24 protein-coding genes are annotated in these 22,975 nt (G+C 61.7%); 10 read left to right on the forward strand and 14 right to left on the reverse strand.

The window, feature by feature from the left end; genetic code table 11:
• The first annotated feature begins 85 nt into the window (after window positions 1-85).
• From J3R84_RS27695 to J3R84_RS27710, 4 genes are all read left to right on the forward strand, one after another.
• Window positions 86-760, forward strand: coding sequence for a response regulator transcription factor (locus J3R84_RS27695; protein ID WP_057225058.1), 675 nt, complete (start codon window positions 86-88; stop codon window positions 758-760).
• Entirely contained in the window at window positions 757-2,112 is a 1,356-nt protein-coding gene (locus tag J3R84_RS27700) for a sensor histidine kinase (RefSeq protein WP_057225059.1), read from the forward strand. The genes J3R84_RS27695 and J3R84_RS27700 overlap by 4 nt, the downstream gene beginning before the upstream one ends.
• A 282-nt stretch (window positions 2,113-2,394) precedes the next feature.
• Complete coding sequence (locus J3R84_RS27705; RefSeq protein ID WP_171520681.1) at window positions 2,395-3,426, forward strand: GH25 family lysozyme; 1,032 nt, start codon at window positions 2,395-2,397, stop codon at window positions 3,424-3,426.
• A gap of 841 nt (window positions 3,427-4,267) precedes the next feature.
• Window positions 4,268-4,525, forward strand: a complete 258-nt coding sequence (locus J3R84_RS27710) for a hypothetical protein (protein ID WP_128090487.1) — start codon at window positions 4,268-4,270, stop codon at window positions 4,523-4,525.
• A gap of 162 nt (window positions 4,526-4,687) precedes the next feature.
• Here the strand turns inward: J3R84_RS27710 and J3R84_RS27715 are convergent, their stop codons facing one another.
• Complete coding sequence (locus J3R84_RS27715) at window positions 4,688-5,149, reverse strand: Lrp/AsnC family transcriptional regulator (protein WP_025428262.1); 462 nt, start codon at window positions 5,147-5,149, stop codon at window positions 4,688-4,690.
• A 198-nt stretch (window positions 5,150-5,347) separates the two neighbouring features.
• Here J3R84_RS27715 and J3R84_RS27720 point away from each other — a divergent pair, with 198 nt between their 5' ends.
• Window positions 5,348-6,601, forward strand: a complete 1,254-nt coding sequence (locus tag J3R84_RS27720) for a D-amino acid dehydrogenase (protein ID WP_057207379.1) — start codon at window positions 5,348-5,350, stop codon at window positions 6,599-6,601.
• 36 nt (window positions 6,602-6,637) lie between these two features.
• Here J3R84_RS27720 and J3R84_RS27725 read toward each other — a convergent pair whose 3' ends face one another.
• The 4 genes from J3R84_RS27725 to J3R84_RS27740 all read right to left on the reverse strand — a co-directional run bounded on the left by J3R84_RS27725 (window position 6,638) and on the right by J3R84_RS27740 (window position 9,430).
• Window positions 6,638-8,116: a patatin-like phospholipase family protein gene (locus J3R84_RS27725; protein WP_171520680.1), complete on the reverse strand. Its 1,479-nt coding sequence runs from the start codon at window positions 8,114-8,116 to the stop codon at window positions 6,638-6,640.
• A 441-nt stretch (window positions 8,117-8,557) separates the two neighbouring features.
• Window positions 8,558-8,767 carry a hypothetical protein gene (locus J3R84_RS27730; protein WP_025428259.1) on the reverse strand — a complete coding sequence of 70 codons (210 nt, stop codon included), beginning with the start codon at window positions 8,765-8,767 and terminating at the stop codon, window positions 8,558-8,560.
• 48 nt (window positions 8,768-8,815) lie between these two features.
• Window positions 8,816-8,968, reverse strand: a complete 153-nt coding sequence (locus J3R84_RS27735; RefSeq protein ID WP_171520665.1) for a hypothetical protein — start codon at window positions 8,966-8,968, stop codon at window positions 8,816-8,818.
• 42 nt (window positions 8,969-9,010) lie between these two features.
• Window positions 9,011-9,430 carry a VOC family protein gene (locus J3R84_RS27740; RefSeq protein ID WP_171520679.1) on the reverse strand — a complete coding sequence of 140 codons (420 nt, stop codon included), beginning with the start codon at window positions 9,428-9,430 and terminating at the stop codon, window positions 9,011-9,013.
• A 524-nt stretch (window positions 9,431-9,954) separates the two neighbouring features.
• Here J3R84_RS27740 and J3R84_RS27745 point away from each other — a divergent pair.
• On the forward strand, window positions 9,955-10,428 hold the full coding sequence (locus J3R84_RS27745; RefSeq protein WP_057214676.1) for a GNAT family N-acetyltransferase: 474 nt from the start codon (window positions 9,955-9,957) through the stop codon (window positions 10,426-10,428).
• 222 nt (window positions 10,429-10,650) lie between these two features.
• Window positions 10,651-10,962 carry a hypothetical protein gene (locus tag J3R84_RS27750; protein WP_171520678.1) on the forward strand — a complete coding sequence of 104 codons (312 nt, stop codon included), beginning with the start codon at window positions 10,651-10,653 and terminating at the stop codon, window positions 10,960-10,962.
• Between the two features lie 52 nt (window positions 10,963-11,014).
• Here J3R84_RS27750 and J3R84_RS27755 read toward each other — a convergent pair whose 3' ends face one another.
• The 5 genes from J3R84_RS27755 to J3R84_RS27775 all read right to left on the reverse strand — a co-directional run bounded on the left by J3R84_RS27755 (window position 11,015) and on the right by J3R84_RS27775 (window position 15,226).
• Window positions 11,015-11,629, reverse strand: a complete 615-nt coding sequence (locus J3R84_RS27755) for a DUF2165 family protein (RefSeq protein WP_107027650.1) — start codon at window positions 11,627-11,629, stop codon at window positions 11,015-11,017.
• A gap of 276 nt (window positions 11,630-11,905) precedes the next feature.
• The gene (locus J3R84_RS27760; RefSeq protein ID WP_038577720.1) at window positions 11,906-12,328 is read right to left on the reverse strand and encodes a DMT family transporter; all 423 of its coding nucleotides are present in this window, start codon (window positions 12,326-12,328) and stop codon (window positions 11,906-11,908) included.
• Window positions 12,325-12,810 (reverse strand): DMT family transporter, encoded by a 486-nt coding sequence (locus J3R84_RS27765; RefSeq protein WP_057207383.1) that lies wholly within the window; start codon window positions 12,808-12,810, stop codon window positions 12,325-12,327. The genes J3R84_RS27760 and J3R84_RS27765 overlap by 4 nt, the downstream gene beginning before the upstream one ends.
• A 285-nt stretch (window positions 12,811-13,095) precedes the next feature.
• Window positions 13,096-14,526 (reverse strand): coniferyl aldehyde dehydrogenase, encoded by a 1,431-nt coding sequence (locus J3R84_RS27770; protein WP_371412280.1) that lies wholly within the window; start codon window positions 14,524-14,526, stop codon window positions 13,096-13,098.
• Window positions 14,510-15,226, reverse strand: coding sequence for a lysoplasmalogenase (locus J3R84_RS27775; protein ID WP_057225067.1), 717 nt, complete (start codon window positions 15,224-15,226; stop codon window positions 14,510-14,512). Before J3R84_RS27775 ends, J3R84_RS27770 begins: the two co-directional genes overlap by 17 nt.
• A gap of 340 nt (window positions 15,227-15,566) precedes the next feature.
• Here J3R84_RS27775 and J3R84_RS27780 point away from each other — a divergent pair, with 340 nt between their 5' ends.
• Together J3R84_RS27780 and J3R84_RS27785 are read left to right on the forward strand one after the other, a co-directional pair.
• Window positions 15,567-16,193, forward strand: coding sequence for a TetR/AcrR family transcriptional regulator (locus tag J3R84_RS27780; RefSeq protein WP_057207386.1), 627 nt, complete (start codon window positions 15,567-15,569; stop codon window positions 16,191-16,193).
• An 8-nt stretch (window positions 16,194-16,201) separates the two neighbouring features.
• Window positions 16,202-16,669 (forward strand): Rid family hydrolase, encoded by a 468-nt coding sequence (locus tag J3R84_RS27785; protein WP_171520677.1) that lies wholly within the window; start codon window positions 16,202-16,204, stop codon window positions 16,667-16,669.
• 16 nt (window positions 16,670-16,685) lie between these two features.
• On the opposite strand, the gene J3R84_RS27790 is transcribed toward J3R84_RS27785, so the two are convergent.
• From J3R84_RS27790 to J3R84_RS27800, 3 genes are all read right to left on the reverse strand, one after another.
• Window positions 16,686-17,582, reverse strand: a complete 897-nt coding sequence (locus J3R84_RS27790; RefSeq protein ID WP_203529011.1) for a methylenetetrahydrofolate reductase — start codon at window positions 17,580-17,582, stop codon at window positions 16,686-16,688.
• Window positions 17,583-17,968: 386 nt separating this feature from the next.
• On the reverse strand, window positions 17,969-18,115 hold the full coding sequence (locus tag J3R84_RS27795) for a DUF1127 domain-containing protein (protein WP_067698903.1): 147 nt from the start codon (window positions 18,113-18,115) through the stop codon (window positions 17,969-17,971).
• Window positions 18,116-18,415: 300 nt separating this feature from the next.
• Window positions 18,416-20,464 (reverse strand): bifunctional aldolase/short-chain dehydrogenase, encoded by a 2,049-nt coding sequence (locus J3R84_RS27800; protein WP_171520676.1) that lies wholly within the window; start codon window positions 20,462-20,464, stop codon window positions 18,416-18,418.
• A 470-nt stretch (window positions 20,465-20,934) separates the two neighbouring features.
• Between J3R84_RS27800 and J3R84_RS27805 the strand changes: the two genes are divergently transcribed.
• The gene (locus J3R84_RS27805) at window positions 20,935-21,912 is read left to right on the forward strand and encodes a sugar-binding transcriptional regulator (RefSeq protein ID WP_057225122.1); all 978 of its coding nucleotides are present in this window, start codon (window positions 20,935-20,937) and stop codon (window positions 21,910-21,912) included.
• Between the two features lie 46 nt (window positions 21,913-21,958).
• Here J3R84_RS27805 and J3R84_RS27810 read toward each other — a convergent pair whose 3' ends face one another.
• Window positions 21,959-22,906, reverse strand: a complete 948-nt coding sequence (locus tag J3R84_RS27810) for a carbohydrate kinase family protein (RefSeq protein ID WP_025428246.1) — start codon at window positions 22,904-22,906, stop codon at window positions 21,959-21,961.
• Between the last annotated feature and the right edge of the window lie 69 nt (window positions 22,907-22,975).

Raw genomic sequence — 22,975 nt, forward strand, 5'->3', positions numbered from 1 at the left:
TTTTTCCGGCTGATGACAGGTTCCCTCAATGAACGTGCGCGAGGATCGCCGCGCGTCGGAGCGTCGTGCGGAGTGAAGCGGTTTCATGCGGGTGCTATTGGTCGAGGACGAGGCAGAACTTGCGGGGGCGCTGAAGACAGCGCTTAGCCAACACCGCATGGTCGTCGATCATGCGCGTGACCTGGCGGAGGCGACCCTCGTTCTCAGCGATGCGGTCTATGACGTCGTCGTGCTCGATCGGCGGCTGCCGGATGGAGACGGGCTTTCGCTCATCCCGGCGATCAGATTGCGGGGCAACAGCGTGCCGGTGCTTGTGCTGACGGCGCTGGGCGAACTTGCGGATCGTGTCGCCGGACTTGATGGCGGCGCCGACGATTATATCGGCAAGCCCTTCGCATTCGAGGAGCTTCTGGCGCGCCTGCGGGCGCTGGCGCGGCGCCCTGTCGCCGTACAATCCGACGTCGTGGCGGTCGGCCGCCTGTCGTTCGACCTCGCCCATCTTGAAGCCAAAGTCGATGGCGTGCCCCTGAAAATGCCACGCCGTGAACTGCTGGTTCTCGAAACCCTGACGCGGCGCATGGGGCGGATGGTGCTGCGTGCGGCCCTCATGGAAGCCGTGTTCGGCCTTGACGACGAAATCCAGTCGAACGCCCTCGATACCCACATATCGCGTGTGCGGAGAAAGCTTCTCGACGCCAATGCAGGCGTCACGATCAATGGCATTCGCGGCGTCGGCTACCTCCTGCGGGAAGCGCAATGATCACCGGCACGCCGCACTCCTTCAAATGGCGGCTCGTCCGCTGGCTGGTGCTCTTCGAAACAGCCGCCATCAGCCTTGTAATCGCCATCGCGGTCGGTCTGCTCTGGGCGACTGGCTATCTTATCGACGGCTACGAGAACGGCAATATCGATGTGCTCACGGACGCGATCGTGCGCGATGGGCAGAACAACCTCGTGGTCCAGGAAACCCCAGAGCTGGCGCGGCTGCGGCGCGAAGTAGGCGAGATCTGGTTCATCGCTCGCGACCGCGCCGGACACAGGCTTTCCGAAGGCGCGGTGCCTCTGGCATTCGCCTTTGCCACGGCCGGTCTCGACCGGATGAACGACGGACGCTTCAGGCTCTCGCCCGACAAGGATTCGCGGCCGGAAGCCGTCGTCAAATGGGTCGATTCGCCCGCGGGGAATATCCAGATCTTCACCGGCACGGAGGGGCAACTCACGCTTCGCCGGCTGCTGCTCGGCACCTCTGGCGCGTTCCTGACCATTTTCGTGCCTATGCTGCTGTTGCTGGCACTCGCCACCATCATCGTCACGCCGATCGTCGTTCGCCGGATGCTGGCCGGTCTCTCGCATGCAGCAGCCCATGCAGCCCATATCGAGTTTGACCAGCAGGGCGTGCAGATGCCGATCAAGGGCGTTCCGGCCGAATTCCTGCCGCTGGTCGAAGCTTTCAACAATGCCCTTAAACGCCTCGACGAGGGATATGCCCGCCACAAGCGCTTTCTCGCCCAGGCGGCTCACGAGTTGCGCACCCCCATTGCAATCCTCAACACGCGGGTAGCAACGTTGCCGCCGAGCGACGGCAAGGCGCGGCTGATCGAGGACACCAATCGCCTGGCGACACTCGCCGGCCAGCTGCTCGACCTGCAGCGCCTCGGCAAACGAACGACCCCGTTTTGCCCGCTCGACCTCAGGGCACTCGCCGAACGCGTCATTGTCGATCTGGCGCCACTTGCCTTTGCCGCCGGATACGAAATGTCCTTCGATCCGGCAGACGAGCCGATGATCGTCCTTGGCGATCATTCGTCGCTCGAACGGGCTTTGACCAATCTCGTGCAGAATGCCATCGAGCATGGCGGTCGTCGCGGCAAGATCACTTTTCGCGTCATGGCGCCGGCGCGCGTCGAAATCTGCGACGAAGGTGACGGCGTCCCACTTGCAGAGCGCGAACGAATTTTCGAGCCGTTCAGCCGGCTTCATCCCGGCGGCAAGGGCGCCGGGCTGGGCTTGAGCTTGGTCAGGGAGATCGTGCACCTCCACGGTGGCCATGTCGCGATCGTCGACGCGACATCGGGCGGCGCATGTTTCAGGATCGACCTGCCGCCGGCATGACGCGCTACTGCATGTTTCCTTAAATCGTATCCGATTCAAGGATAAAAACATGCAGCAATTTAAAGTGCTACAGCGACCTTTGCGCGTCTGATAAGACGCGCGGCGCTGTAAAGAAGCGTGTTCTCTCTGCGCCATGCTCGCCGCTTCGACTTTTCGGAAAGGGGGTCGATCGTAAAGATTGTATTTAATCTTTTCCGGTAAGTTTCCGTTAGCAATTTCACATCAATGGGGTCCCGGCGGTACTGTTGTTCGCCGTCGACAATGTTTTGCGTACGGGTGCTCATGCGTTTTTCAGCTGTGCCAGCAATGTTCCTTGCCTGTCTGGTTTTGGCGGGCTGCACGTCCAGTTCGACGCTGGACACGATCGTGCCGCAGCAGCCGTCGCGCGAAACGACGAGTTCGGTCGTGCCGACGTCTCCCGTGCCTTCGGCCAATGTCGGCGTCGCAGTGGCTCAAGCAGCGCCGCCGCAGGAGGTGCTGGCCTGGGCCGGAGCCGTACCGGAACCGGAAGCCTTCCGACCGCAGGCTAAGACGGCGGCAACGCCCATGCCGCTGGAGCGGCCCGTTGCCGTGATCACGCCGGCCACACCTGCGGTTCTGACGACGCCAGGAACGCGCGCGCAGATCTACAGCCATCGCTTCCGGGACGCCAAACCGATCAACTTCGGCCGCGCATCCCCGCGCAAGATGGCCGTTCATGGTGTCGACGTGTCGCGCTGGCAGGGTGAGATCGACTGGCCCAAGCTGCGCACGCAAGGTGCCAACTTCGCCTATATCAAGGCGACGGATGGCGGCGACCACCTCGATCCGATGTTCAAGAAGAACTGGCGCAAGGCAAAAGAAGCCGGGCTGAAGCGCGGCGCCTACCACTTCTTTTATTGGTGCCGCACGGCCGGCGAGCAGGCCGACTGGTTCATCCGCAATGTTCCAAGAGAAGCCGGCGCTCTGCCGCCTGTCATCGACGTCGAATACAACGGTGAGTCCAGCTGCAAGCGACGCCTGTCGCGCGCCCGTGTGCTTGAAAAGATGCAGGTCTTCATGGACAAGCTCGAGGCGCATTACGGCCAGCGACCGATCATCTACACCGCCCCGGATTTCTATCAGGACAACCTGACCGGCGAACTGCTCGACTATCCGTTCTGGCTGCGCTCGGTGGCAGCTCATCCCTCCAAGAGATATCCAGGCCGCAAGTGGATCTTCTGGCAGTATTCGGGCTCCGGGCTGTCGCACGGCGTCGAAGGCAAGATCGATCTCAATGTCTTCCACGGCAACGAGAACGAATGGCAGAACTGGCTCGCCAGACGGGCGAGCTAGGATTTGCGACAGACGAGGCGCCTGACGTGTGCCTGGCTGGCCTGATCTCTATTTCACAACTGCGTTGCCCCTGTGCCGAAACCTGCTGTGGTGCCGTCCCTATGCACTTGGGCCGCCGCATTGCGAACGGGAGCAGCCGCGCGCTCCAGGCTCAATTCCAAATCCTGAGTGATGACGACCTGCCTTGCATAAAGGCAGCTCTCCAAAAGAAAAAGCCTGCCGCGGGAGGAGGTGCGGCAGGCTTTCAAAGGGATTGAATGGCAACCGGGAGGAGGAGTGTCGCCATTCCGGCAAGCGCTCGTTGGGAGGAGGAGAAAGCGCCTGCACACTCGAAGTCCTGCGGGAGGAGATGCATCGCTTCGATGAGTTGACTATACAAAAATGCGCGCGATTTCGTAGACCTGACTTCGCAGACCAGCCATGCGCGGAGCGCCGGTCAGGCGCTCCGAGGGCACCATACAGGTTCTACAGCGCCGCGCGTCTTATGAGACGCGCAAAGGTCGCTGTAGCACTTTGAATTGCTGCATGTTTCCATCCTTAAATCGAATAGGAGTTAGGGAAACATGCAGTGGGTCTTGACTGAAGAGACCATAGAAATGCCGGCGCACGGTTGCCCCTTCGCGTGGGCGCGCCCACTAAGTCGGCAAAAAACGATAATATTCCAAATGGTTAGTTGAATATTAGCGACCGCGACTGCAAGCGTCACGCCCATGTCACGGGAACGGTCCCACAAACCGTGTTATAAAATCCCGTCATCGCGTGTCTCGGACATCCCTCCGCCATCGGTTGTGGATGCGAGAAGCATTGAAAGCCCATGCAAATCGGAAAGGATCGGCGGACTATGCCCCGCTACATGTACCATATCCATGCGGCCGGCGTGACGAGCCGCGATCAGGCCGGCAAACAGCACCCCAATGACGGCCGTGCGGTCGCTTACGGACAACTCATCGTCGACGAACTCGCCGAGGAATACGAATATCGGGGCGCGATCGTCGACGTCCTATCCCCGAGCGGGCGCCTGATCGCGCGTCTGGTTTCGAGCCGGGCGTTCCCGCCGTGGCTGCAATCCACACCACCCGAGCAGCGCGCGCTTCACTGATCCGCGTTCGGAAGTCTGTGCGGAGGCCGTCGCAATGGCCTCTGCTTGGACAATGCCAGTGAACGGGTTGGTTGAGGAAACATGCTTGGTATCGGCCATCGTCCGCTGGAACCGCTCCATAGGGCAGAAGCCGCGCGCTACGGTTCTCGCTGCGCGAATGAGCTAGCGCCGTCTCGCGCGTGACACAAGCACGTTGCGGATCGAAAAGCTGGAATGAATGCGCAACACGCCCGGGAGCTTCGCAAGGATTTCCTTGTGGATGCGCTCGAAGTCGCCGGCATTTTCGACCTCCACCCGCAACAGATAATCGGAACCGCCGGTCATGAGGTAACATTCCTGGATTTCCGGGTGCTTCCTCACCGCCGCCTCGAAGCGATTGAGGTGCTCCTCGGTCTGGCGTTCGAGCGTGATGTTGATGATCACCGCAATGGCGTTGTCGCCATCGGCGTTTCCGACCAGCGCCGTATAACCGCGGATCACGCCGCCCTGCTCCAGCAGATTGATGCGCCTCAGGCAGGCCGAAGGCGACAGCCCCACCTCGGCGGCGAGCTTTGTGTTGCTCATGCGCGCATTGAGACGCAGCAGACGAATGATGTTGCGATCGATCGCATCCAAACCGGACATGCAGATTCTTTCATTTTCCCGCCGATAATTCTTAAGATCAGCGAATACTCGAATATTCAAGCGCTACTTCGCATGATCGTGCTCGATTATTTCACTATGTTCGAGCGCAACTTCTGCCGGGGTTGGGGGCTGGTAACAGCGAGCATTTTGCGCGTACCTCAGCCAGTTTGACGATCGATCTGTGATCCTGAGGATGCGATGAAGATTACCATATTGGGCGCTGGTGTGATCGGCGTCACCTCCGCATATTATCTCGCCAAGGCGGGTCACGAGGTGACCGTCCTCGATCGGCAGCCCGGCCCCGCGCTGGAGACGAGCTTTGCCAATGCCGGCGAGATTTCTCCCGGCTATGCCTCGCCCTGGGCGGCACCCGGCATCCCGCAGAAGGCACTCAAGTGGCTGTTCATGAAGCACGCGCCCTTGATCATCCGCCCGATGGTGGACGCTGCCACCTGGCGCTGGATGACGGCAATGCTGCGCAACTGCACCTCGGCGCGTTACGCCATCAACAAGGGGCGGATGGTCCGCCTTGCCGAATACAGCCGTGATTGCCTGATTGCGCTACGCGGGGAAACGGGCATTGCCTACGATCACCGCACGCAGGGCACCCTGCAGCTCTTCCGGACCGCCAAGCAACTCGACGGCATCGGCAAGGATATCGAAGTGCTGAAGGCCGATGGCGTGCCCTTCGAAGTGCTCGACCCGGCCGGCTGCGTGGCCGCCGAACCGGGCCTGCAGCCGGTCCGCGACAAGATCGTCGGCGGCCTTCGGCTGCCCAACGACGAAACCGGCGACTGCTTCAAGTTCACCAACGAATTGCAGAAACGCGCCGAGGCCCTCGGCGTGCAGTTCCGCTTCGGCGTCGATATCCGCCGGCTTCGACAGGAGGGCAACCGCATCGTCGCCGTCGAGACGGCAGAGGGCGAGATCCGTTCCGACATCTTCGTCGCCGCCCTCGGCAGCTATACGCCGGCGCTCCTAAAGCCGCTCGGCCTTCGCCTGCCCGTCTATCCCGTGAAGGGCTACTCCATCACCGTTCCGATCGTCGACGAGACGCGGGCGCCGGTATCGACGATCATGGATGAGACCTACAAGATCGCCATCACCCGGCTTGGCGATCGAATTCGCGTCGGCGGCATGGCGGAGATCGCCGGCTTCAGCAGTGCCCTTCCCCAGACACGTCGCGCGACGCTCGAACATTCGGTCGAAGACCTGTTCGGCGGCGCTGGCAACCAGAGGCAAGCAACCTTCTGGTCCGGCTTGCGGCCGATGACGCCGGATGGAACACCGGTGGTCGGTGCAACGCGCTTCGCCAACCTGTTCCTCAACTCCGGGCACGGCACGCTCGGCTGGACCATGGCCTGCGGCTCGGGCCGCGTACTGAGCGATCTGATCAGCGGCACCAAGCCCGAGATCGAAACGGCGGACCTGGCGATCAGCCGATACCACTGATGGGCATTCGTATCGCTTCGATGCCGAGCGTAAACGTCAGAACATACTGGTGATCCGCCGGGCCGTCACGAGTCCGCCTCGCCGGAGATCTGGCGTTGAACGCGCAAGCGGCATCCCCTTGCCCGTGCGTTGCAGGAACTGTCGATAAGCCGGATGCTCGATGAGAAGCCGTCGGCCAAGGCCTGACAAAAAGTCGACATCGTCGGGCTTCAACGTCAGGCGGTTGTGCAGCCGCATGATGCGTTTTGCCGTTGGCGGATCGGCGATATCGGCGAGCGCCAGGCGAACGATGCCGACATCGAGATCGCGACAGCCTTTGCCGGAACGCTGAGCGGCGCAGCGCCATCTGATGACCTGATCACGCCAGACGGGCAATCGATTTTGCAGGGCATCGAAGCTCTGGAAGTTCGGGATGTTGATCATCGCATCGATCGCGGCCACGATCGCATCGGGGGCATTCGGGCTCTTTGCATTGATGGAAAGATCACCTCCAACCCGCGTCGAGGCATCGACGACGATGACCAGCAGGTGTCGGAGCCGTCGCGCGCGGGCGGCAGGAAGCGGTTCCGGCGCTGGCCGGCCCATCAGATGCAGCAGGCTCTGTGTTCCAATGCCATCGACCAGGCCGCCGTCGTATAATTTGAGATAGTTCAGATCCGGCGCCGTCTCGTAGCGGCCGAGCGCATTCCAATATTCGCGCTCGACAAGCGACGTCGCGCTACGCGCCGACGACTGTGCTCGCGGGCTTCCGCCATCGCCTGGTAGGCAGCTTTTGCTGAAGTTCTGCAGGGTAACCGGCGCAAACACCACCGGGACAGCAGCGGACGCCGCCACGGCATAGGCCAGCGGATAATCATTGTAGTTGCTGCAGATCGCGGCAAAGGACGGACGATCGAAAATGAACGGGTTGCGATTGTAGAGGTCGGTGGCGTGGATCACCAGCCGAGGACGGTCAGGACGGCTCATGTCGCCAAGTGTCGCGCCCCGGAAGAGCTTGCGATCGAGCCAGGACGGGAACCCCGAGAGGTCGTTCATGCCACCCTGATAACCGCGCAGCAGATTTTGCGGCGTGAAGGCCGTGTGCAGCGAGGCTTCCACATCCTGACCGAGAAAATTCCGGCGAAAATCGTCAAGACCGGTCCGCCCGCGAAGCGCGAAATGTGAGGCAAGGACCGCACCGCCGGAAACCCCAGCAACGACTGCGACGTCATCGGCGAGCATTCGGCTCAGACCACCGGGCGAAGGCTGATCAGCCAGGGCGGACAGGACGCCATAGCCGAAGGCGGCAGATCTGGCACCACCGCCGGAAAAGGCAATGATGATGCCGACGTCGCCAAAGTTTTGCGTGTCCCGGAGTTGGATGCTCCCGGTGGTGAAGACAAGTGGCTTGTTGGTCGGGCGCGTATCGGGCGCCATGCAGCCGGACAAGATCATGGCGCCGACAAGGACGCCTCTCCTCAGGACGCGGCCGGCGGTGATCCATAACCGCCGCAAATCGCGTACATCTGACCGCACGAGATGCCACCTGTCCCATCGTTCTCCGCAGTTCACCGCCATCTCGCTCCGTCCGCAGGCTGATCCAGCCGGGCCGACATTGATGTCGGCGCCGACCGTTCGAACACCTTACGGATCTAGATTGAGACAGCATGGCATGCCGCGGCGGGCGAAGCGAAAGCGGCGGCTCCGACTTGGAGTCAGGCTCCCTCCGACAACGGTTTCTGGAAGATGGGATGCCTCACCCGGCACCGTGGCCGAGCGGTTCTATCACTGAGGTAACATGACTCTGGCCGCGACAGATGCCTTTATACCCGCCCGTCGTACCGATTATCCTAGGCGCCGCCGCGTTCGTGGCATTAACCGCAGGCAGTCCCACACCAAGGCGTACAGTGCTCTTTCATTGGAAAGCAACCGCTCGGCATCGACTTTGCGCGCCACCAATCGCGGTGGCCTTCGGGGTCAATGGGACTTCGCCCTCGTCGGCTCGGATCGTTTCCGCCCGCCATCGAGATTCAAGCTGAGCTGCACACCGCGGCTCAGTTTCGGCAAGGGTGCCGTGAGGTCGATACGACCAAAAATCTGCTTGCGCCGCTCGCTGTCGCGCTCTCGCTTCAGGCGGGAGTCGGCGACGGCTGCCAGTGCGCGATTGATGATGTCAGTGCGGGTCATCGTTCATCTCCACATCTGTTCTCTTTTTGTTCTATTTTTAGCAGAATGTCAAGTGAACAGATTCCAGGTCGAGAACAGCGGCAACGCAAGCCGGTCGGCGCGACAGCAGCGCGTGAGCGGCGGGTCACCCCGGCAGCCGCTAAAGCGCGTCGCGATCTCCAGGATTCGCTTGTTGCGCTTTAAGCTCTGGTTTTTGCGCATGTCGTCATCGCAAAACCGCTGCGCACTTTTGCGCGACATGCTTTAGAACGTGATCTTCACCGAACTGGCGCTGCGGTTCGCCGGTCCGTGAAACACCGCCTCAATGTTGTTGCCATCCGGATCGAGCAGGAAGGCGGCGTAGTAACCTGGGTGATAGGGGCGTTCGCCGGGTGGCCCATTGTCCTTACCGCCGTTTTCAAGGCCGGCCCTGTGAAAGGCGTCGACCATGGTGCGGTCCCGGGCCTGGAACGCGAGATGATGGCGCCCGGTCAGCTTTCCCTGGGCCGCTTCGCTGTCGGCGGTCGAGACGAACAGCTCGTCGGCCCAGAAGTAGTCTTTGCCCTCGCCTCCCATCGGCACATCGAGAGCTTGAAACACGGCTTCGTAAAACCTCCGGCTGGCGCCGAGATCCTTGATCACGAGTTGAATATGGTCGATCAGCCGACCGCGGTGCAATTCCATCCGGAAATCCTCCGTTCGCAATCGGCAGAAATTTAGGTCCGACCTGAGGTCCGTCAATGGTGGCGGAGCATCGGCACCTTGGCCGCCTCAGGTCTCCGGGGCCGAAGACAGGATTTGGAATGTAAGGGCTTGAAATAGCCGCAATCGCTCGCCATATGGGGCATAACGAATTGATCGTTGAGCATAGACAGTCTCGGTGAGACGGATGTGTTCCGGTCAGAGTTTGCGCTAAACCGCTGACCACGGATGTACTGGCAGGGTAAAGCAGCGAACGGGAAAAGGTCGGCATTGCCGGCCTTTTTTGTTTTTGGGATCCCTCTGCCTCATCAAAATCCGAACAGATCGGTTGCGCTCGACTGCCTTTGTCTGGCAGAAGACCCGGGAACGCGATCGCCATCAGTTTTAGGGTGGGGTCGGGCGGGCGATTGACGTCTACCTCGCTGCCACGAGACCACGTGGCCGTTCACGAATTTTCCGCGGCATGAGCCGTCGGAATGGCGGCGCCGCTGACATGCGAAAGAGCCATGATCTCATTCAGACCTATGCTTGAGAGCGAGTATGCTGGATATCTCGCCTATTTCATCCCCGACTATGCCACGGAGATCGCCGCCAACTACGGGCTCCCCGACGCAGACGCCCTCGCCCAGGCAACCGGTGAAATCGCCGAGGACCTGCCGCAAGGCGTCGGCACGCCAGGCAACGTCCTGCTGTGTCTGATCGACAGCGAAAGCGCCGAGCATGTCGGCTATCTCTGGTATCGACCGGACGCAAAGGGCCGCTCAGCCTTCATCAGCGATTTCCATATTCTGCCCACCCACCAGGGAAAAGGCCTTGGAAAGCTCGCGATCGAAGCACTTGAGGCCGAGCTCTTGGCAAACGGGTTCGACCAGATCAAATTGCGCGTCGCCGAAGACAACAGCCGCGCCCGGCATGTCTATGAGGCAACAGGGTTTCGGGTCACCGGCACCAATATGAGCAAGACGCTCAAGCCGCGCTAGAACTCAACGCATACTCAGATACGGCATCGGCGGTTGCCCCCGGTTACGATCCCATGCGGAACTTAAGCCGGCCGTCGTCGTTGGTACCTTGCTGCTGCATGTTTCCTTAAATCCTATTCGATTTAAGGATAAAAACAGGCAGCCATTCAAAGTGCTACAGCGACCTTTGCGCGTCTAATAAGACGCGCAAAGGTCGCTGTAGAACAAACGAGGTGCAAAAAAATGGCAAATGACATTCAGCGATCCGTCGAAGACCAGATTTCCGAGCTGCGGGCACAGGTTGCCGATCTGACACGATCGATCTCCGCACGCGCTGGCGAGGCTGCAGGCAGTGCCGCCGATCTGGCGGAGGACGCAAGAGGACGGGTGAGCTCGGCCGCACGTGTTGTGCGTACACAGGGACAAAGCGTTGTCGAAGCGGCAAAGGACAACCCGGGCACCGCGACGACGGTCGTCAGTACGGCGGGACTGATCGGCTTTGCCATCGGAGTCCTTGTCGGCGTGTCCTTCCAAAGCAACGCGCGGTGGCGATAGCAGGCAAAGCCTGAGGTTGACCCTTCCGTCAACCGCAGGGTCAGGCGCTACTCTATTGCATCGGCATGTTCACCAACAGGGTGCCGGCCACCCCGAGCCCAATCAGGATGAAATGGGTGATCTGCATGGTCTCCTGACGGACATAGTAGGCAAACCAGGCACCGCCGAGCAGCATGATCAGGCTGAGAGCGATGAAGGCTGCGAGAGCGAGGTTCGCCCATATCATCGCGGCGGCACCGTCCGATAGTCCGAAGAATGTGCCGATAAGCATGATGGCGGCCGCCGCCAAAAGCATCATGGTTGCCACCTCCATCACCAGAACGAAGCTGAAGACCATACGATGCCACACAGCGTTCGTTACACGGCGCGACAACAGCGGTGTACGGATGGGCGGTTCCTGATCGAAGAGCTGCATGCCCATCAGCATACCAACCGCAAAGACGCCATTGCGAAATGCGACGACGTTGTTGAGGACGATAACGGCAAGCCAGAGCGCGAGCCCGGAGAGCAGTACGGCTTTGATCAGAAGAAGCGAGGTTGGTTGAGTCATTTCGATATCACCATGGGTTGGGCCTGCACGCTCAAGCGCGATACCTTGATGACGATCGGCAGTGGCCGCCCGTGACACCCGAATGACGCTTTTTTCGCTCAGCGTCGCTTTTTCCATGCGGACGGAGGCTGTCCACAGCTTGAGCAATAAGTTGGGGATCAACCGGCAGCCCGCGATGTGCCCGCTCCCGACGCGTCTGGACGCCTTATTGAGGCCACGAAAGCAGTGGCACCATTCCTGTCGGCGGGCCTAAGACCCATTGCCTTGCGCGGGATCGAACGAGGGCCTGCGCAAGGCATGATCGGCAAGGCGCCTGTCGCCAGTATCTATCAGAGCGAGTGATGTCAGAGGCCGCCTATTACGGCTATGGCGCTTGCCTGCGCAATTCGGCGATTAGCGGCGTCGTTGAGTCAGCGCCATGCCTGCCAGGATCAGAACCACGCCAAGGGCGCTTGCAAGGAAGGTTGCGGATGTTCCCCGCAACAGATCGAGCGCCACGCCCGAGACCATCTGCCCGCCGATCACCAGCAGGGCGGTATTGACGGCACCGATGCGCGCGATGAGCCAGCTGCCGGCGGCAACGAAGACCACACCGATCGAACCACCGAGATAGGCGTGCCAAGGCGCGTCCGCAGCGCCCGCCGGGATCAGCCCGCCGACCGACAGCCCAAGAATGCTCAACGCGACGAAGCCGACGACATGGTTCCAGAACGATGCGATCAGCGGTGACGTCGAGAGACTGAGCCGGCCATTGACCTGCCGGCTGACACCAACAAGCACACCGGCGAGACAGGCGAGAAGGATCGGCAAGGTCATGCGCTGCCTCTGCCGAACAGGATGATAAGGGCGCTGCCGGCAACGATCAGTGCCATGGCTGCCAGATCGCGGCGATCCGGGCGGCGCATCGGCAGGCCGAACAGCCCCCAGCGATCCGCAGCGATGCTGAATACCACCTGGCCCGCCAGCCCCAAGGCAAGAGTCCCGGATAGTGCAAGCGGTGAGTTCACGGCAAAAGAGGTCAACATGACGGTCACGCCGCCGGAAATCCCGCCAAGATAGGCCCAGAGCGGCGCATGCGGTTTCGTCCCGGCATTCCGGTTGCGCCAGGGATAAAGCATGGCGAGCATCACAAGCGCCGCCACAGTCCCCGTGCCATGCGCCGCCCAGGACGAGAACAACGCGTTGCCGTAGCGTCCCAGTTCGCCGTTGAAGTGAACCATGAGGGTCAAGAGCCCGCCGGTACCAAAGGCGGCCAGGAGATGCAGCGGATTGAGTGGGTGCCCGGAGGGACTGGTCATGAAGGGGTGCTCGCAACAGAATCGGTCATGCGACAATCATCACCTGCCGATTGCCTTTCCTCCAGAGACTTCGATGACAGACTGACAGCTTTCACTCGGTTTCGCCCAACAACCCGACTGGCTGCAGTTTCGCCTTGCGATGTTCTGCGCGGGGCCGCCCGGCGGCGTCTACGGCGTGGGCGCCACAGGCGGCATCACCTATATGAGGACGATACACCACCGGCTGCAATACGAACTGCACGATCACGCCCGCTTTCCAGGCGTGATCCCGGGCAGCCGAAACATTCAGCGCCCGGGGATCCAGGTGATGAAACGGACGAGTTTGTCCGTCAGCCCCTTGTACGGCGGCGAGATCAAATCGCTCGGCGCCGGATCGTATTTTCTGAGCACCGACATCGACTTGGAAAAGGTCAGGAACCCTTCCCTGCCGTGGTAGTGGCCCATGCCGCTCGCCCCGACACCGCCGAAAGGCATGTCGTTGCAGGCAAACTGGTAGAGCGTATCGTTGACGCAAACGCCACCGGCAACGATACGGGCGAGGATCGCTTCGATCTCGGCCGCATCTGCGCTGAAGCAATAAAGCGCCAGCGGCCGATCGCGACCGAGCACATAGCCGATCGCCTCGGCCGGGGTGCGATAGCCGATGACCGGCAGGATCGGCCCGAAGATCTCCTCGCGCATAACCGCGCTGTCTTGGTCCGGATCGAGCACTACGGTGGGCTCGAGCATTCGCACCCGCGACGGTGGCATCTGTTTCATGTCCAGCAGCGAAACCAGTTCGTATCCGCGCGCGCGCGCATCGTTTACCAGAGTGGCGAGGCGGTCGTGCTGGGCTTCGTTGATGATCGACGTGTAGTCCTCATAACCGTTGCCGGCACCGTAGCGCTCGCCCATCTGCTGCTTCAGCAGGGTGACGAAAGCATCGCGTTTGCTCTCATGAACAAGGACATAGTCCGGCGCGATGCAGGTTTGGCCGGCATTGAAGAACTTGCCGGTGGCGATGCGGTTCGCAGCACGCGGCAAATCCGCCGTCTCCCCGACGATGGCGGGTGATTTGCCGCCGAGCTCCAGCGTGACCGGGGTCAAATTTTGAGCGGCAGCCGCCATCACCTTACGGCCAACGGCGGTGGAGCCGGTGAAGAACAGATGGTCGAACGGCAGGGCGGAAAAGGCCGCCGAGAGATCAGCACCGCCGAGCACCACCGTCGCGCGCGTGTCTGGGAAAACATCGGCGATGAGCGTGCGCAAAAACTCCGACGTGCGCGGCGTATGTTCGGACGGCTTGAGAAGCACATGATTGCCGGCACCGATCGCCGCGACCAGAGGCGCGAGCGCCAGATTGACCGGGTAGTTCCACGGCGAAATGATCCCGACGACACCAAGCGGAACGAACCGAATTTCTGCCTTTGCCGGCCAGAGCTTCCATCCGGCCGCCCGGCGTTCGGGCTTCATCCAGGCCTTGAGTCTGGCCAGCGTGTGATCGATCTCCGAAAGAACCACGCTGCCTTCGCCGAGCAGCGTCTCGTGAACTGAGCGATGGCCGAAATCGGCGCTGACCGCCTTCGACATCTCATCCAGGCGCTCGCGGAAAAGACGGCGCAGACGCTTCAGATCGTCCCGGCGCTGCTCGTAGGACGGACGCTGTTCGAGCCAGGCGGCACGCAGCCGCTCGAAGCTGGGCTGCAGCTGAAACGGATGGTTATCTTGCATGCGCATTGCCTTTAGTCGAGCGCGCGAACAGCCATTGCGCCGTGTAGTAGGTACCCAGCACCCAGACGGCATTATAGGGAATGTTCCAGCGGAACCGCCCATAGGCAAGCAGCGTGTCGCTGACCATGAAGAACAGGCCGCCGAGGGCTGCCGACCGCGCGGCGGATTTCTGCGGCGCTCCAACCGCCAGCTGTCGATCACGGGAAATTGCCTGTGCGGCCATTGCTGCCAGCGCCAGCGCATAGATGACAACGGGAAGGCGCATACCGGGCGGCAAGGACGACCACAATCCGGTAATGACGATCAAACCGATCCCTGCGAAGATCGCGAATATCCCCTTGTCGGCGGCAAAGCGGCTATCGCGGGTCAGCGCCCAGATATAGGCGCAGTGGGTCAGGAGAAAGCAGACGAGGCCGGCGAGGAAATAGTCGCCCGGCAACATCAGAAAGAAGTCGCCTGCCGCCGCAAAGGCGAGCCCGGCGACAATCGCCAGCCCATAGGCCCGCGATGGCGGGCCGATGTTGCGTAGAACAGCAATGAGCAAAAGTATCGTTGCCGTCGGCTTGGTGACGTAATGCAACCACCGCCAGCCGGATTGATCGCCGCCGGCCAAGAGACTGCCGATGATGGCGAGAACCGCGCAAACGGCAAACAGCGCATAGATCGATGCGTTGTTTCGCGCGCTCAAAGTACTGCTCTGCCTCATGCCCGTCCCTCGTTATCAGCGAGACTGGCTCGCCCTTATTGCCCAACAACGACCGGCATCGCCGATCCGCAACCGTTTATTCGAGGGACTGTAGTCAAGCCCCGGATATTGTCCATAGCTGAACAAATATGGAGGCGCTGTTCCTTGCGCGTAAGGCTGAGTGGAATCCATTTCTAGTGCCGCCCGGCATCCGTCTGCATCGGAGAAGCAATTGGTTGGCGATCAGCGGTGTTCGCTACCGGCGAATGCTTTCTATAATTATCACTACATATTTCTGCGGTCAGGGTTGCGGGAGATATTTTTGCTATTTATATAAACTTCACTACAGAAAGGAGTGCTCATGGCGACCAGGGGACGGCCACGTGGTTTCGACCGCGATCTTGCGCTTCAAAAAATCACGGAGGTGTTTTGGGCGAAGGGTTACGAGGCCGCCCAGCTCAACGACCTGACGGCGGCAATCGGCATCACGCCGCCGAGCTTCTACGCCGCGTTCGGGTCGAAGGAAGCCGCGTTTCGCGAGGCGGTCAGCCTCTATGCCGCGACAGCAGGATCGGGCCCGATGCGCGCACTCGATGAGGGTGAAACGGCGCGACAGGCGATACGCGCGATGCTTCTCGCCAGTATCGAGGTCGCGCTTAGGGCACCGCAATCGAACGGCTGCCTGTTGATTCTCGGCGTGATGAATTGCCAGCCAGAAACCGGGCCACTCTACGACCTGCTCAAAGGCATAAGGAAAGAAACGGTGGAGCGCGTACACGCAAGGCTGGAGCGCGGCGTGGCCGACGGCGACCTCCCGCAAACCACCGACATACCGACACTGGCGACCTATTACGGTGCCATGATGCAAGCCATTTCCATGCAGGCCCGCGATGGCGCGACCCGACAGGAGCTCGAAGCCCTCGTCGGTCCATCCCTCGCCGCACTGCAGGGAATACCGGCTGCCGATCAAGAAGTCTCAACACCTTGAGAAAGAATATGATGCAGCCCATCGGAACGACCGTCAACGCTGTGCCCACCCGGACCGGAAAGGTCGTGATACCGGCCGAACTCCAGTCGGATGTGGATCAGTTTCATTACGCGCCCGCGCGCCGTGCCGGTGATTTCGTCTACCTGTCCGGCATTGTTGCCGCAAACGGCGACACCGAACCGATGGACGCCGAAGGATTTCGTCGCGAACTGCGCCGTGTCTTCACGTTGATCGAGCAATTGCTGGCTGCGTGCGAGGCGCGCCTCGATGACGTCGTCGAACTCCAGATGTTTCATGTGTTCGGAAGTGACCGCCTGGCATTGGACAAGGCGGGGCAACTGGCCGCGATCGCCGCGGTGCGGGACGAGTTCTTTGCTATCCCCTACCCCGCCGCGGTCGAGCTTGCCGTGGCCGACCTCAATCCGGACGGTGGGCTGGTCGAGATCAAGGCGACGGCATTCGCACCGCTTGGTTGACGTGTTTTCCGCCCGATCAATAATATCGGGGCCTGTCGAGCGCACCGACGCTTTCATTCGTTTGCCGGCCAGCGGCGCGCGCAGCCCAGGCGACCGTGTCGGCAATGCCGCCGAAGGGGTAGAGATGCAGCATGACCGTGCCGAGATCGCGGCCCGCCATGCCGCCTGCAAGCCGGCTCATGAAACGATCCGGCCCCACCTTGTTGACGAGGTTGGCCAGCGAGAACCCGTATTTCCCGACGATCGCCGCGGACGAAGCCACACCGAATTGCGCCGCAAACCGCAGCAATCGCTTCACATCCGCAGGTCCAGGCACGCCGATGCGGATCGGCGCATCGATGCCACGCGCCCTGACCTGCGCGATCCAGTCGACGACCGCATCCGCATCGAAGCCGAATTGGGTGGTGATCTCGACGCTGCAGCCGCGGGCCTTCAGAAGCTCGGTCTTCTGGCCAAGGGCCACCCACAGGCGCGCCTGGTCAATCTTCGGATGGCCTTCCGGGTAGCCGGCGATCCCGACGTTGACGATGCCATGGTCCGCGACGATGCCGCCGGCAATTAGATCGAGCGAGTCCTTATAGGGACCGGTTGGCGACGACGGATCGCCACCCACGAACATGAACCGGGCAGGACGCGCTGCGCTGATCAGGCCCGTGAGCAATTCGTCCCGATCCTGCACCGATCTCAGCCGCCGGGACGAAATGATGGGGACAGGCTCGAAGCCCCATTGCCGGATACGCGCGGCCGCCTCGATGCGTTGCGCGTGGCTCTCGTTGCCGAGGTAGGCGATATTGATTGGCGTGCCGGCAGGAATCTCGGATTTCGCAGCTTCGATTTGCCAGATATCCTTGCCGGTAATCTCCAGTGAATAGTCACGAAACAGAGCAGAACCGTGTTGTATGAGCGCGGTCATGAAGATCCTTTGCCGGTGCGACGGGCTTGGGTCGCCTCGAGTCAACGGCGCGAGCTGTCGGGCTCGGGCATGCCTCAATCTAAGGCTTGGTCGAGTTGGAAGCGGGCACGGTTTTCTGCGGCGGCCGAGCCACCATGCCTCCGCGCATGCGGCATTGATCTAGCCGATCGAAATTGCCGCGTCGACGCGCCAAGCGTCGCAGGCCCTCAACGCATCCAGTCCGAGGAAAATATGGGACGCAAGCGCCGACCTGCCGAATGGCTCCGGGGCTCGAAGCGCGGCGCTCAGCGACAGTGTCCGGACCGAACGAGCAGCGTCAGAAATAGAAAGCGCCCGCTCGTTTCCGAGCGGGCGCTTCATGAAATCTTTGATGGTCTCAGGCGCGGTTAGCGGCCGAAGGCATTGCGGGCAATGCTCGGGATGTCGGCGCGGTCGATGCCGAGGTCGCGCAGTTCGCGCGTGGACATGCGGCCCAGTTCGGAGACCGTCTGCCGGTACTTGAGCCAGTTGTTGAAAGAGCGTGCTACGTTCATGATGATCCCCTTTCCGTGGGCTTTCGAAGCCTAGCTGCCAGTCCTTGGCGCTTCGTTCACTTCGATGAGGGATATATAGTCGATACCCCGCGCCCATAGCAGCGCTAAGACTTCACTCCACCCCTGCAATCCGCGCATGGATCGTTGTGCCCCAGGGAACTGCGGCGGCCGGCAGATGGATCGGCGGGAACAGCCAATGGGAGCGACTGCCCTGAAGGACGGATATGCCCAACCCCGGTCAAGTTGGACTGACCGGGGCCGAGCTACTTCGGACTTGGCGGAATAACGGACGCTTTAAACTCAGCGCATCATCGCGCCGACATTGCCGCCGTCGACCGTGAGCACCGCGCCTGTGCTGGTGCGCGCCTTGGCGAGGTGGACGAAGGCGGCCGCGACGTCCCGTGCCGTTACCTCACGTCGAACCAGGTTGCCGCGCATGTAGCTTTCCGGCGAAATGCCGCGCGCCTGGCTGCGCTCCTCGATCATCTGATCGGTCATCAGGCCGGTGCGAATGCGGTCGGCGTTGACCGCGTTCGAGGTGATGCCGTCGGCGCCATGTTCGACGGCATATTGACGCATCAGTGCCATCAACGCCGCCTTCGACGTGCCGTAAGGGCCGAAGTCGGGGCCGGGATTGACCGCCTGCTTCGAGACATTGAAGACCAGTGCACCGCCAGTTCTCTGGGCTTTCATGATCCGGACCGCGCTGCGGGCAATATAGTGGTGCCCCCAGAAGTTCAGCGCGAAAGCCTTCTGGAAGACCTCCTCCGAAACATCGAGCAGGGCGCCCTGGAAGGCCGCACCGGCGTTCGAGATGACGATATCGATGCCACCGAAATGCCGGGCCACATCGGCGAGCGCCGCGTCGACCGCTTCGGGCTTCGTCACATCGCAGACGAGGCCGACACCACCGAGCCTTGCCGCTTCCTTCTGCAAGGCATCCTCGGCAAGGTCCAAGAGCGCGATCTCGGCGCCCTCGGCGTGCAGAGCCTCGGCAATCGCCAGCCCGAGCCCACCCGCACCACCGGTGATCACCGCGACCTGCCGGCTCAGCGGCTTCTCCGCCTGCTTCGTCAGCTTAACCTGCTCGAGCGACCAGTACTCGATGTCGAAGAGGTCCTCTTCCGACAATGCCTCGAAGCTCTCGATGCCTTCGGCATTGCGGATCACGGCAATCGTCGCCTCGGCAACGTCGGCGCCGACACGGGCGGCCTTCTTTGTCGGGCCGGCGGCAAACAGGCCGACACCGGCAACATAGAAGACACGCGGCATCGGATCGAGCATGCGCTTGATCCCACCGACGCGCGCGTTGTTGCGCTCGAAGTAGGCGCGATACTCGTCCTTATAGGCGGCGACGGCTGCGCGCACCTCTTCAGCCCAGCCGGCCATGTCGCCGGCGACAGGAGCGGACAGCGCCACGCCGAAGCGCTTGATGTGGATGACATGCTCGGGCGTTGCATTGCCGCGGTGAACCAGATCGGCAACATTCTCGGCATTGCAGAAATCGAGGACATCAGGGCCGGAGCGATGTTCCAGCACGAAGCGGCGCGGGCAGCCCTCGACGCCGGTATCGATCGCGATGGCGCCACGCAGAACCGGGGCGATCTGAGCTGCCGTGGCAAGCGGGGCCGCCGGCTGGACGACCATGAACGGACGCGGGTTGCCGCGGGCGATGCGGCGCTCGGCCTTGTCGATGGCGGCGATCATCTTCTCATAGGATTCACGCGGATCTTCCGACCAGGTGAAAATGCCATGCTTCAGCAGGATCATGCCGTCGGCGCCCGGATTGGCGCGGAACGCCTCGTCGCAGGCCTTGGCGAGATCGAAGCCCGGCATCACGTAGGGAACGATGATGGAATCGGGGAACAGTTCGCGCACCAGATCCTCGCCATGCGGCTGATTGGTCAGCGACACGATCGCATTGGCATGGGTGTGGTCGATATGCCGAAACGGCAGGTTGGCGTGCAGGATCGCTTCCACCGAAGGGTTCGGCGCTGCAGGATCAAGCAGCAGCCGGCGCTGCAGCATCACCATGTCGTCGTCGCTGAGTGTCGGGAATTTGACCATGGCCTGAAGCGGCTCCAGCCTGACGGCAGGCAGGCCCGCCGGTTCGATCGTGCCCATGTCCCAGCCGCTGCCTTTCACGCACAGAACGGAAACCTCGGAACCATCCATCTCGGTAAACGTGGTCTTGACGGAGGTGTTGCCGCCGCCATGCAGTACCAGTTCGGGATCCGAACCCAGAAGCCGTGTCGTGTAGGTGCGGATCGCTAGGTCCCGGTTGACGCCGGCGTTGACGTAGGTGTCGACGACACGGGCGAATTCGGTTTCTGACCATCTGGATTTCATAAAAGGCTCCTGTCTTCCCGCGCTTGGCAGCGTTTTCCATGGGGTTTGAAAATCAAGTCCTGTCGTCAGCAGCCCTTGCTCGGCCTGCGCGCCGAACGGACGACCGTTCCCCGCACGCCGTGAGGACAAAACGGCGACGCTATCCGTCGGTTGGCTGCAGGCGGCAACCTGCGTCTGCGCCATCACGCCAAGGCTGCATGGCCTTGGGATTGCGGTCGACGTCGAGAGCGAGCTGCAGCCGATTTGTGGGGGCGGGAAAGACACCAAGCCGCGCTTTGCCGATTGGTTCGTTTCCAACCCACTGGCACGCGCCTATAGTCGAGCATTCCATCTCGGCGTCTCCCAAAACCTTCGTCGAGACAATTGCCACCATGCTGTGTCATGTGTCAACACGCATGGCAAATTTGTTTGACGGCGGACACTTTTTCCGCTTCAGGAGAAGCCATGACAATCCAGGGGAGCAGACGATGATGGATACGGCGCGGGGAAACCGGGCAGTCGGCGAAGGCATAGTCTTGCCTGCGGAGTTCGACGACGGCGTCGTCTGGGCTGCCTGGCTCTATTATGTCGACCAGCTCACCCAGAGCGAAATCGCCAAGATGCTCGGTGTATCCAGGGCAACGATCGTCAACTACCTGCAGGAAGCGCGCGAGCGTGGCCTGGTCAACATTCGCCTGAACACGGAAGTCGGCTCCCGGACTGGTATCGCACGGCGTCTGAAGGACAAGTTCAGCCTGGAGGGTGCGCTGGTCATTCCCGCCCTCGACAACAGCGACCTGGTGCAACGGCTTGGCGAGGCCGGTGCTCGCCTGCTTGCCGATATGGTTCAGCCAGGCGACACGATCGGCGTCGCCTGGGGCCGGACGGTGCTGGCCGTGGCCGACAGCATCTCGCTTCCCGAGCCGGTAGAGGGATTGACGGTGGTGCAGGTCTCCGGAAGCTCGATCGCCAATCCGGATTTCGCGCCTGAATTCTGCACATCCTTGATGTCGCGCCGCATCCACGCCCGCTGCATCAACCTGCTTGCACCGGCCCTGCTGTCGACACCCGCCCTGAAGCAGGCGCTTCTGGCCGAACAGGTGCTGGTCAAGCAGTTCGAGCTCATTCATTCCTCCAACATCATCCTCTTCGGTGTCGGCGACATCGGCCCCGAGACGCTGATCCGCTCGGCCAATATCACCGGGCAGGAAGACATCGACGCCTACCAGGCCGGAGGAGCGGTCGGGGTGCTGATCTGCCGCTTCATCGACGCGGAAGGCCGGCCGGTGCGCGGTGATCTCGACAACCGCATGGTCGGCATCGAACTCAACGAGTTAAGCCAGGTGCCGCGGCGCCTGTGCGTTGCCGGGGGCGCCAGCAAGCTGACGGCCATCAGGGCGACGTTGAAGGGCGGCTACGCTACCCATCTGGTCACTGACATCGCGACGGCAGAAATGCTGCTGCAATAGCCGTCCTGCTGCCCGATACAGGATCGGGCAGCAGCCACGACTGGCGTCAGTTGGCCTTCACGCGGGCATTGTTCATGAAGTCCCAGGTCGCCTCGAAAGAGGTGATCCCGGCGTCAGAGCCGAGACCCGTCGCCACGAGCGCGGCGGATGCCTGGGCGAACTTCAAGGCGGTTTCCGTCTCCATGCGATGATGAAGCCCGGCAATGAAGCCGGCATTGAAGGCGTCGCCGCAGCCGGTGGTGTCAACCACGTCGATCTCGAATGCCGGGAGGCGCAGGCTCTTACCGTCGGCATCGAGGAAGCAGACGCCGTCGCCGCCGAGCGTAAAGATGCAGTGCTTGACGCCGAGATCGGCAAAGAAACGGCCGGCATCCTCGGCGGTCTTCTGGCCGGAAATCAGCATCGCCTCCTCCACTGAAGGCATGAAATAGTCGATAAAGGGGAAAAGCGGCCGGATCAGCGACAGCGTGTTGTCGTTCGCGCCCAGGAGGTCGAAGGTCGTGGTTCTGCCGAAGCGCTTGGCTTCCTCGAGCAAAACGCGGCTGGGTTCGCCGTCGAGGCGATCGAGCAGCCCAGTGCCGCCGAGATGGACGATCGGCGGCGCCAGCACCCGCTCGCGCGCATCCGCGGGGATCTCGAAATGTCCGGAGGCGCCGCGTACGTGCAAAGCCGGCCGTTCGCCATTGCGGCGGATGTTGAGAATGCTCGCGGATGTCGGCACGCCGGCAATGCGCTGCATCTCCGACCGGTCGACACCGAAGCGGTCGAGCGTGGCGAGCACGAAGTCCGCCTTCTCATCGTCACCGACCGCACCGACCGCGAGGCAGTTCAGCCCGAGTTTGGCAAGGTCGACGACCGTACCGCCGGCAGTGCCCGCAACGGTCAAGCGGATCTCGTCGATGAATTCGACGTTGCCGCCGGACGGGATCCGGTCCACCGGTCGGCCGAGAATATCTAGAATGTAAAGTCCGATTACAGATACGTCGTGCGCCATGCACTCAACCTTCCCTACTGAATTGGTGACCGCGGATAGCAGTCCTTGACCCGCTGGACGACGGCCGAA

This window comes from Ensifer canadensis (assembly GCF_017488845.2).
GTDB lineage: Bacteria > Pseudomonadota > Alphaproteobacteria > Rhizobiales > Rhizobiaceae > Ensifer > Ensifer canadensis.

What these genes read in the sequence shown, in the direction of transcription:
- J3R84_RS27805 (WP_057225122.1), top strand. Translation starts at nt 20,935, where the DNA reads ATGGATACGGCGCGGGGAAACCGGGCAGTCGGCGAAGGCATAGTCTTG.
- J3R84_RS27800 (WP_171520676.1), bottom strand. Translation starts at nt 20,464, where the DNA reads ATGAAATCCAGATGGTCAGAAACCGAATTCGCCCGTGTCGTCGACACC.
- J3R84_RS27730 (WP_025428259.1), bottom strand. Translation starts at nt 8,767, where the DNA reads ATGACCCGCACTGACATCATCAATCGCGCACTGGCAGCCGTCGCCGAC.
- J3R84_RS27740 (WP_171520679.1), bottom strand. Translation starts at nt 9,430, where the DNA reads ATGGAATTGCACCGCGGTCGGCTGATCGACCATATTCAACTCGTGATC.
- J3R84_RS27735 (WP_171520665.1), bottom strand. Translation starts at nt 8,968, where the DNA reads ATGCGCAAAAACCAGAGCTTAAAGCGCAACAAGCGAATCCTGGAGATC.
- J3R84_RS27760 (WP_038577720.1), bottom strand. Translation starts at nt 12,328, where the DNA reads ATGACCTTGCCGATCCTTCTCGCCTGTCTCGCCGGTGTGCTTGTTGGT.
- J3R84_RS27780 (WP_057207386.1), top strand. Translation starts at nt 15,567, where the DNA reads ATGGCGACCAGGGGACGGCCACGTGGTTTCGACCGCGATCTTGCGCTT.
- J3R84_RS27785 (WP_171520677.1), top strand. Translation starts at nt 16,202, where the DNA reads ATGATGCAGCCCATCGGAACGACCGTCAACGCTGTGCCCACCCGGACC.
- J3R84_RS27715 (WP_025428262.1), bottom strand. Translation starts at nt 5,149, where the DNA reads ATGTCCGGTTTGGATGCGATCGATCGCAACATCATTCGTCTGCTGCGT.
- J3R84_RS27720 (WP_057207379.1), top strand. Translation starts at nt 5,348, where the DNA reads ATGAAGATTACCATATTGGGCGCTGGTGTGATCGGCGTCACCTCCGCA.
- J3R84_RS27710 (WP_128090487.1), top strand. Translation starts at nt 4,268, where the DNA reads ATGCCCCGCTACATGTACCATATCCATGCGGCCGGCGTGACGAGCCGC.
- J3R84_RS27775 (WP_057225067.1), bottom strand. Translation starts at nt 15,226, where the DNA reads ATGAGGCAGAGCAGTACTTTGAGCGCGCGAAACAACGCATCGATCTAT.
- J3R84_RS27700 (WP_057225059.1), top strand. Translation starts at nt 757, where the DNA reads ATGATCACCGGCACGCCGCACTCCTTCAAATGGCGGCTCGTCCGCTGG.
- J3R84_RS27770 (WP_371412280.1), bottom strand. Translation starts at nt 14,526, where the DNA reads ATGCGCATGCAAGATAACCATCCGTTTCAGCTGCAGCCCAGCTTCGAG.
- J3R84_RS27790 (WP_203529011.1), bottom strand. Translation starts at nt 17,582, where the DNA reads ATGACCGCGCTCATACAACACGGTTCTGCTCTGTTTCGTGACTATTCA.
- J3R84_RS27705 (WP_171520681.1), top strand. Translation starts at nt 2,395, where the DNA reads ATGCGTTTTTCAGCTGTGCCAGCAATGTTCCTTGCCTGTCTGGTTTTG.
- J3R84_RS27795 (WP_067698903.1), bottom strand. Translation starts at nt 18,115, where the DNA reads ATGAACGTAGCACGCTCTTTCAACAACTGGCTCAAGTACCGGCAGACG.
- J3R84_RS27695 (WP_057225058.1), top strand. Translation starts at nt 86, where the DNA reads ATGCGGGTGCTATTGGTCGAGGACGAGGCAGAACTTGCGGGGGCGCTG.
- J3R84_RS27750 (WP_171520678.1), top strand. Translation starts at nt 10,651, where the DNA reads ATGGCAAATGACATTCAGCGATCCGTCGAAGACCAGATTTCCGAGCTG.
- J3R84_RS27745 (WP_057214676.1), top strand. Translation starts at nt 9,955, where the DNA reads ATGATCTCATTCAGACCTATGCTTGAGAGCGAGTATGCTGGATATCTC.
- J3R84_RS27765 (WP_057207383.1), bottom strand. Translation starts at nt 12,810, where the DNA reads ATGACCAGTCCCTCCGGGCACCCACTCAATCCGCTGCATCTCCTGGCC.
- J3R84_RS27755 (WP_107027650.1), bottom strand. Translation starts at nt 11,629, where the DNA reads ATGGAAAAAGCGACGCTGAGCGAAAAAAGCGTCATTCGGGTGTCACGG.
- J3R84_RS27810 (WP_025428246.1), bottom strand. Translation starts at nt 22,906, where the DNA reads ATGGCGCACGACGTATCTGTAATCGGACTTTACATTCTAGATATTCTC.